This window comes from Sphingomonas sp. CD22, assembly GCF_034556155.1.
Lineage (GTDB): Bacteria > Pseudomonadota > Alphaproteobacteria > Sphingomonadales > Sphingomonadaceae > Sphingomonas.
This window is the reverse complement of sequence record NZ_JAYDYX010000001.1, coordinates 693,398-700,948: the sequence shown is the minus strand read 5'-3', so window position 1 is coordinate 700,948 and position 7,551 is coordinate 693,398. Positions and strand designations below refer to the sequence as shown.

General features: G+C 67.7%; 7 protein-coding genes and 2 tRNA genes. 4 read left to right on the top strand and 5 right to left on the bottom strand.

Going from position 1 to position 7,551, the window contains the following annotated elements:
• Window positions 1-66 precede the first annotated feature (66 nt).
• Window positions 67-1,437, bottom strand: a complete 1,371-nt coding sequence (gene radA, locus SFC76_RS03225) for a DNA repair protein RadA (RefSeq protein WP_322848037.1) — start codon at window positions 1,435-1,437, stop codon at window positions 67-69.
• 325 nt (window positions 1,438-1,762) lie between these two features.
• Window positions 1,763-2,461: a glutathione S-transferase N-terminal domain-containing protein gene (locus SFC76_RS03220; protein ID WP_322848036.1), complete on the bottom strand. Its 699-nt coding sequence runs from the start codon at window positions 2,459-2,461 to the stop codon at window positions 1,763-1,765.
• A 71-nt stretch (window positions 2,462-2,532) separates the two neighbouring features.
• Here SFC76_RS03220 and SFC76_RS03215 point away from each other — a divergent pair, with 71 nt between their 5' ends.
• Window positions 2,533-3,675: a glycosyltransferase family 1 protein gene (locus SFC76_RS03215; protein WP_322848035.1), complete on the top strand. Its 1,143-nt coding sequence runs from the start codon at window positions 2,533-2,535 to the stop codon at window positions 3,673-3,675.
• A gap of 155 nt (window positions 3,676-3,830) precedes the next feature.
• Here SFC76_RS03215 and SFC76_RS03210 read toward each other — a convergent pair whose 3' ends face one another.
• Together SFC76_RS03210 and SFC76_RS03205 are read right to left on the bottom strand one after the other, a co-directional pair.
• On the bottom strand, window positions 3,831-4,121 hold the full coding sequence (locus SFC76_RS03210; protein WP_322848034.1) for a DUF2218 domain-containing protein: 291 nt from the start codon (window positions 4,119-4,121) through the stop codon (window positions 3,831-3,833).
• On the bottom strand, window positions 4,118-4,711 hold the full coding sequence (locus tag SFC76_RS03205) for a PadR family transcriptional regulator (protein WP_322848033.1): 594 nt from the start codon (window positions 4,709-4,711) through the stop codon (window positions 4,118-4,120). The genes SFC76_RS03210 and SFC76_RS03205 overlap by 4 nt, the downstream gene beginning before the upstream one ends.
• A gap of 164 nt (window positions 4,712-4,875) precedes the next feature.
• On the opposite strand from SFC76_RS03205, the gene SFC76_RS03200 reads away from it, so the two are divergent.
• Entirely contained in the window at window positions 4,876-6,204 is a 1,329-nt protein-coding gene (locus tag SFC76_RS03200; RefSeq protein ID WP_322848032.1) for a replication-associated recombination protein A, read from the top strand.
• Between the two features lie 32 nt (window positions 6,205-6,236).
• Window positions 6,237-6,312, top strand: a tRNA-Thr gene (locus tag SFC76_RS03195).
• A gap of 112 nt (window positions 6,313-6,424) precedes the next feature.
• Here SFC76_RS03195 and SFC76_RS03190 read toward each other — a convergent pair.
• The gene (locus tag SFC76_RS03190) at window positions 6,425-7,051 is read right to left on the bottom strand and encodes a hypothetical protein (RefSeq protein WP_322848031.1); all 627 of its coding nucleotides are present in this window, start codon (window positions 7,049-7,051) and stop codon (window positions 6,425-6,427) included.
• 324 nt (window positions 7,052-7,375) lie between these two features.
• Here SFC76_RS03190 and SFC76_RS03185 point away from each other — a divergent pair.
• Window positions 7,376-7,452, top strand: a tRNA-Pro gene (locus tag SFC76_RS03185).
• The last annotated feature ends 99 nt before the right edge of the window (window positions 7,453-7,551 follow it).

The following is a 7,551-nucleotide window of genomic DNA, read 5'->3' as shown; positions in this document are numbered from 1 at the left end:
CCGCCGTCGCGGGGATGACGAATGGGGAGGTCGAGGACCAATCGGACCCACGAAGCCCCCCTCCGCTCACCGCCCCAACATATGATCCACGAACTCCCCCAGCGTCCGAAACCCCGTCAGCCGCAGCGCGCTCTCCTCCTTGGCTACCGCCGCCGGCACCAACGCCCGCTCGAACCCGAGCTTGCCCGCCTCCTTCAGCCGCAACGCGCCATGCGCCACCGGCCGGATCTCGCCCGACAGCGCGACCTCGCCGAACGCCACCGCGTCGATCGCCACCGGCCGCTCCGACAGCGCGGAGACCAACGCCGCCGCTACCGCCATGTCCGCCGCCGGGTCCTGCACGCGATAGCCGCCGGCGATGTTGAGATAGACCTCGGCATTGGAGAAGCTTAGCCCGCACCGCGCCTCGAGCACCGCGAGGATCATCGCCAGCCGGCCGCTGTCCCAGCCGACCACCGCACGCCGCGGCGTCGCCCCGCTCGCCAGCCGCACCACCAGCGCCTGGATCTCGACCAGCACCGGCCGCGTCCCCTCCAGCGCGGGGAATACCGTCGTCCCCGTCACCCCCTCGTCGCGCTGCGTCAGGAACAGCGCGGAGGGATTGGACACCTCCGCCAGCCCCTCGCTCTGCATCGCGAACACGCCGATCTCGTCCGTCCCGCCGAAGCGGTTCTTGATCGCGCGCAGGATGCGATATTGATGGCTGCGCTCGCCCTCGAACGCGAGCACGGTATCGACCATATGTTCGAGCACGCGCGGCCCGGCGATCGACCCGTCCTTGGTGACGTGGCCGACCAGCACCAGCGCCGTGCCGCGTTCCTTGGCGAAGCGGATCAGCTCCTGCGACGACGCGCGCACCTGGCTGACGGTGCCGGGCGCGCCTTCGATCAGGTCGGAATGCATCGTCTGGATCGAATCGATCACGAGCAGCGCGGGCGGCGGCCCCATCGACAGCGTCGTCAGGATATCGCGCGTCGAGGTCGCCGCGGCGAGCTGCACCGGCGCATGACCGATGCCGAGCCGCCGCGCGCGCAGCCGCACCTGATCGGTCGCCTCCTCGCCCGAGACGTAGGCGACGCTCTTGCCGGCGAGCGCCAGCTTGGCGGCGGCCTGCAACAGCAGGGTCGATTTGCCGATCCCCGGATCGCCGCCGATCAGCGTCGCCGACCCCTCGACGAACCCGCCGCCGAGCGCGCGGTCGAGCTCGGCGATCCCCGTCGCCATCCGCTCGGGCAGCACGATATCGGCGTCCAGCCCGACCAGCTCGAACGATCGCCCGCCGGTGCGCAGGTCGTGCTTGGCCTGGAACGGCGTGACCACCGCCGCCGCCTCCTCGACCAACGTGTTCCATTCGGCGCAATCGCCACACTGCCCCGCCCAGCGATGCGAGACCGATCCGCACGCCTGGCACACATATCGTTTCTGCGGTTTCGCCATGCCCGGCGATATAGGCGGAGGAGAACGGGAAGGGAACAGATTTCGGGATGGATCCGTCAGGACCTTCGACGGGGAGGGTGACGAGTATCCTCCCCGGCACGGGGAGGTGGCACGGCGCAGCCGTGACGGAGGGGGGCTTCCCCAAACGCCGTTCCCCGAGGAAGCCCCCCTCCACCACCGGCTCTTCCGGCGGTCCCCCTCCCCGTACCGGGAAGGATCAGCCGCGATCCGCGCCGCGTCCCCGTTCCCTAACGGTAAAGCACCACCCAAGTCCTCCGCCGCCAGGGGGAGGAAGACACGCGTCACCCATGCAGCACGCTCGATATCACCCCGGAATCGCCAACCCCCGCTGCACCGCCGGCCGCGCCAGCCCGCGCGCCAGCCATGCATTCACATTCGCGAACCGGTCGATCCCGACCAGTTCGCCCGCCTCATAGAAACCGACCAGCGCATTCACCCAGCCGAGATGCGCGATGTCCGCCACCGAATAGTCCGCGCCCAGCAGCCAGTCCTTGCCCGCCAGCGCCGCGTCGATCACCCCCAGCAACCGCACCACTTCGGCGACGTAGCGATCGCGCGGCCGCTTGTCCTCGTATTCGCGCCCGGCGAATTTGTGGAAGAAGCCGAGCTGCCCGAACATCGGCCCCACCCCGCCCATCTGGAACATCACCCATTGGATCGCCTGCCACCGCCCGGCCGGGTCGATCGGCAGGAATTGCCCGCTCTTCTCCGCGAGATAGAGCAGGATCGCACCGCTCTCGAACAGCCCGAACGGCTGTCCGCCCGGCCCGTCGGGATCGAGGATCGCCGGGATCTTGCCATTGGGGTTGAGCGAGACGAACGCCGCCGATTTCTGATCGTCCTGGCCGAAGTCGATCCGGTGCGGCTCGTACGGCAGCCCCGTCTCCTCCAGCATGATCGACACCTTGACGCCGTTGGGCGTCGGCAGCGAGTAGAGCTGGATGCGATCGGGATGCTGCGCCGGCCAGCGCTGCGTGATCGGAAAGGCGGACAGGTCGGTCATCGGCGACACCCTTGGCTGTTGAACCGCCGACATAGTCACGCCGCAATCGCGCCGCTATGGCCGGCGGCAGCATGCAACCATCCGATCTTCGTGTCGCGCTGTTCAGCGGCAATTACAATTACACGCGCGATGGTGCCAATCAGGCGCTGAACCTGCTCGTCGGGCATCTGCTGGCGCACGGCGTCACGGTGCGCGTCTATTCGCCGACGATCGATCCGCCCGCCTTCCCGCCGACCGGCGACCTCGTCTCGGTGCCGGCGATCCCGATGCCGGGCGGCCGCGCCGAATATCTGCTCGGCCGCTATCTGCCAGCCCGGACCCGCGCCGATCTCGAAGCCTTCGCCCCCAATCTCGTCCACGTCTCCGCGCCGGACCTGCTCAACCATGGCGCGGTGAGCTGGGCGCGGCGCAACGGCATACCCAGCCTCGCCTCCTTCCACACCCGGTTCGAGACCTATTTCCGCTATTATCGGATCGGCTTCGTCGAACCGTGGATCAAGGCGCTGATGCGGCGCTTCTACAATCGCGTCGACCGGGTGATGCCGCCGAGCCCCAGCATGGGCGCGCTGCTGCGCGAATGGGGGGTGACGACGCCGATCACGATCTGGTCGCGCGGCATCGACCACGATCGTTTCGTTCCCGAACGGCGCAGCCTCGCGTGGCGGCGCGAATTGGGGATCGGCGACGACGAGATCGCGGTCGGCTTCCTCGGCCGGCTGGTGAAGGAAAAGGGCCTCGACGTCTTCGCCGAGGTGATCAAGGACCTCACCCGCCGCGGCGTGCCGCACAAGGTGCTGGTGATCGGCAAGGGCCCGGCGCAGGATTGGTTCGCGCAGCAGGCGCCGGGGGCGATCTTCGCCGGCTTCCAGTCGGGCGACGATCTCGGCCGCGCGGTCGCGTCGATGGACGTGTTCTTCAACCCCTCGATCACCGAGACGTTCGGGAACGTCACCACCGAAGCGATGGCCGCCGGCGTGCCGGTGGTGGCCGCGCGCGCGACCGGCGCGGTCGATCTCGTCGAGCATGGCGTGACGGGATTTCTGGTCGAGCCGACCGATATCGCCGGCTATGCGGATGCGATCGAGCGCATCGTCACCGAACCGGGGCTCAAGGCGCGGATGGGCGCCGCCGGCGTCGCGCGCGCCGCAACCTATCGCTGGGACACCGCCAACCAGACGGTGCTGGACACCTACCTCGAACTGGTAAGGCCCTAATCCTCCCCCGCCAGGGGGAGGGGGACCGCCCGGCGCAGCCGGGTGGTGGAGGGGGGACAGGGCGGAAGCCTTGTTACGACGCTCCCGCCCCATCCTCCCCCTCCGTCAGCGCTTCGCGCTGCCACCTCCCCCTGGCGGGGGAGGACGTACGCCCCCTACCCCTCCCGCCAGTCGAAGGTCAGCGGCGCCTCGCGGAACGCGAACCGGTCGAGATGGCTCGCCACCACCTCGCGCATCCGTGCATCATCCTCGCCGTCCGGCACGGTCAGCACCAGATCGAGCGTCTCGCTATCCGCCTTCATCGCCAGCAGCGATCCGTTGGGAAAGGCGATGCTGCCTTCCTCGGCGGTGAAGCTGACCTCCATCTTGTGGCTCCAATGCTTCGCCAGTTGCTGGAGATAGCGGCTCGCCGACCCCGTCGGCACCCGGGCGACCGAGACGCTCACTTGAGCCGCTCGATCTTCTGGACGATGCCGTCGATCAGCGCCGCGACCTCGTGCACCGCATCGTCGGACAGGTCGCCCGCCTCGACCCGATCCATCACCACGTCGCGCAGGTTGCGCATCGCCCGCCGGATCGGCGCCCGATCATGGCGCGCACGATGCGCGCCGATCTCGGCCAGCCGCGCCATCAGCATCACGACCTGCTCTTCATGGTCGGCGAGATGCGCCTCCCCCGCCGCGGTGACGACGAAGCGCTTGCGTGCCGTCTCCGACGGCTGCTCGGCGATCAACTCCATCTCGGCGAGCATCGTCAGCGCCGGATAGACCATTCCCGGCGAGGGCGCATAGGCGCCGCCGGTCAGTTCCTCGACCGCCTTGATCAATTCATAGCCGTGGCGCGGCTCGTCGGCGATCATCCGGAGCAGCACCAGCCGCAGCTCGCCGCCGTCGAACATCCGTCGCCGGCCACCGCCGCCGCCACGTCCTTCGTGGCGAAAGGGGTCGAACCGCCCTTTGCCATGGGCCGCCCATTGGTCCCAGCCGCCACGCGGCCCGCGACCGCGTTCACCGCGGCCATGCATATGTCCAAACATCGTCATTCCTTTTGCTATCGCGATGCACCGAAGATATATCTTATCGAAACTGAGGCAAGACCATTCCAAGATATATTTTGACGTGGTGGCATCGTGTCTGAGCGTCAGCCTAGCGAAGTTGGCAGGGGGGTGACGCGCCCGCCCTGCCCGCCTATCTCGGCGGGATGGCAGACCTGCTCACCGGCCTCGAACCGGAGCCGACCCCCCACGTCCCGGGCGCCGACGCCCCCCTCGCCGATCGGCTGCGCCCGCGGACGCTCGCCGACGTCGTCGGGCAGGAGCATCTCACCGGCCCCGACGGCGCGATCGGCAGGATGGTCGCGGCGGGCCGCCTCTCCTCGATGATTCTATGGGGGCCGCCGGGCACCGGTAAGACGACGATCGCCCGCCTGCTCGCCGCCGCGGTCGACCTGCGCTTCGTCGCCATCTCCGCGGTCTTCTCGGGCGTCGCCGACCTCAAGAAGGCCTTCGCCGAGGCCCGCGAACACGCCCGCATCGGCAAGCGCACCTTGTTGTTCGTGGACGAGATCCACCGCTTCAACCGCGCCCAGCAGGACGGCTTCCTGCCGTTCGTCGAGGACGGCACCGTCATCCTCGTCGGCGCGACCACCGAGAACCCCTCGTTCGAGCTCAACGCCGCCGTGCTCAGCCGCGCGCAGGTGCTCATCCTCCACCGTCTCGGCGCCACCGCGCTCGCCAAGCTGCTCGACCGCGCCGAGGCCGCCGAGGGGCGCCCGCTTCCGCTCACCCCGCCGGCGCGCGACGCGCTGCTCGCCAGCGCCGACGGCGACGGCCGCTTCCTGCTCAACCAGGCCGAAACTTTGTTCTCGGTCGCCATCGACGCGCCTCTAGACCCCGCCGGCCTGTCGAGCTTCCTCCAGCGCCGCGTCGCAGTCTACGACAAGGACCGCGAGGGCCATTACAACCTCATCAGCGCGCTCCACAAAAGCATCCGCGGCTCCGACCCGCAGGCGGCGCTCTATTATCTCGCACGCATGCTCACCGCCGGCGAGGAACCACTCTACCTGCTCCGCCGCCTGACCCGCGCCGCGGTCGAGGATATCGGCCTCGCCGACCCGCAGGCGCTGGTCCAGTGCATCGCGGCGAAGGACACCTACGACTTCCTCGGCTCGCCCGAGGGCGAATTGGCGATCGCGCAGGCCTGCCTCTATCTCGCCACCGCACCCAAATCGAATGCGGCCTATATGGCGCAGAAGAAGGCGTGGCGCAGCGCGAAGGAGACGGGCTCGCTGATGCCGCCCGCCAATATCTTCAACGCACCCACCAAGCTGATGAAGCAGATCGGCTATGGGGCGGATTACGCCTACGACCACGACACCGACGACGCCTTCTCGGGCGCCAATTACTGGCCCGACGAATTGCCGCCGCAGACCTATTACGAACCGAGCGGCCGCGGCTTCGAGGCGCGGTTGCAGGAACGGCTCGCGCATTGGGACGCGCTGCGCCGCCAGCGGCAAAGCCCTCTGGACTAGCCGCACCGCTTGATCCATGGAGTGCGCCGATTGCCGGTTTAGCTCAGCTGGTAGAGCAGCGGTTTTGTAAACCGAAGGTCGCGGGTTCGATTCCTGCAACCGGCACCATCCCCACGCCCGGCAGGTGCGGTCCGTTCCGGCATGCCGCCGAGCGATCGGCGACGTGGCAGGAGCCATCGAAAAACGGCGACCCCGCCGAGCAGGATCGCCGTCCGTCAGGTCATTTCGTAGCAGGTACCGATGCCGCCGGTGCAACCTTGATCGGTGCCACCACCGCCGCCGGAGCGGCCGGCGCGACGACCATCGCCGCCGGAGCGCCGCCGGCAAAGGCGACCGGCACGTCCTCGTCGATGAAGCCGGTCGCCGGCGCCCCGAGCGGAATGTTGGCGCTGGTGCCGGTGACGAAGAAGCCTGCGACCGGGATGACGGCGATCGCCCCGACGACGCCGACCGTCCCGGTCGTGCCCTTGTCATCCAACTGGCCCGACATGCGGATCTGACGGCCGTTCGCCCGCACGAAGAGCACGCGGGCGTTGATGCGGCCGGACTTGCCCCACATGCCCTTGTTGCGCACTTCGGTGACTTCGCCGGTCACCGGGCTGCCCGCCGGAATGACCGTCATACCATTGAGTGCAATCGGCTCGGCGGTCTGCAACTGGAAGCGCTGCCCGACCTTGAGCTTCTTGCCGTTGGTCGTCAAAGCTTCCGCCATCTTCAGCGGCACGCTCGTCCCGGCGCGCAGAACAGCCGCGTCCTGTGCCCCAGCGATGATCGGCATTGCCGTCTGCGCCGTGGCCGGCGCACAAACAAAAAGCGCGCTCAACAGCGCGCAATACATTACCTTCATGATCACTCCCCTTCGATTCGACTTCCCCCGGTCGATCAGTGAATTAGATCGTGAGCGCAATTCGACGTCAAGTCGATCATCATTGATAATTTTCCGAGATTCGTCTCATTTACAGACACAGTATTGCATTTTGGCTGGCCTGTTAACTTCTGAACAATACTCCGAAATGGTTGCATATCTTTTTCGCCAAGCCTTACCTTGAGCGACCGCCGGTGGGCGGGATCGTCGGCGAGCATCGGCATTGGATGGGACACGGCTTCGCCGACGGGGAGATCGGATTGGCGCTTGCGTCCCCCATCGCCCCGCGCCTAAGGAGCCACGCGTCGGGGAGTGGCGCAGTCCGGTAGCGCGCCTGCTTTGGGAGCAGGATGTCGCAGGTTCGAATCCTGTCTCCCCGACCAGTTTTCTGCCGCTTCTGACGAAGTGCAGGAAACGGTTTACACCCCGGTTTACAGCAAGGCGGAGCTCCGCCCGATGCTTGATGTCTATCCAGCTTTTTA

What these genes read in the sequence shown, in the direction of transcription:
- SFC76_RS03220 (WP_322848036.1), bottom strand. Translation starts at nt 2,461, where the DNA reads ATGACCGACCTGTCCGCCTTTCCGATCACGCAGCGCTGGCCGGCGCAG.
- SFC76_RS03215 (WP_322848035.1), top strand. Translation starts at nt 2,533, where the DNA reads ATGCAACCATCCGATCTTCGTGTCGCGCTGTTCAGCGGCAATTACAAT.
- SFC76_RS03200 (WP_322848032.1), top strand. Translation starts at nt 4,876, where the DNA reads ATGGCAGACCTGCTCACCGGCCTCGAACCGGAGCCGACCCCCCACGTC.
- SFC76_RS03205 (WP_322848033.1), bottom strand. Translation starts at nt 4,711, where the DNA reads ATGTTTGGACATATGCATGGCCGCGGTGAACGCGGTCGCGGGCCGCGT.
- SFC76_RS03190 (WP_322848031.1), bottom strand. Translation starts at nt 7,051, where the DNA reads ATGAAGGTAATGTATTGCGCGCTGTTGAGCGCGCTTTTTGTTTGTGCG.
- radA (WP_322848037.1), bottom strand. Translation starts at nt 1,437, where the DNA reads ATGGCGAAACCGCAGAAACGATATGTGTGCCAGGCGTGCGGATCGGTC.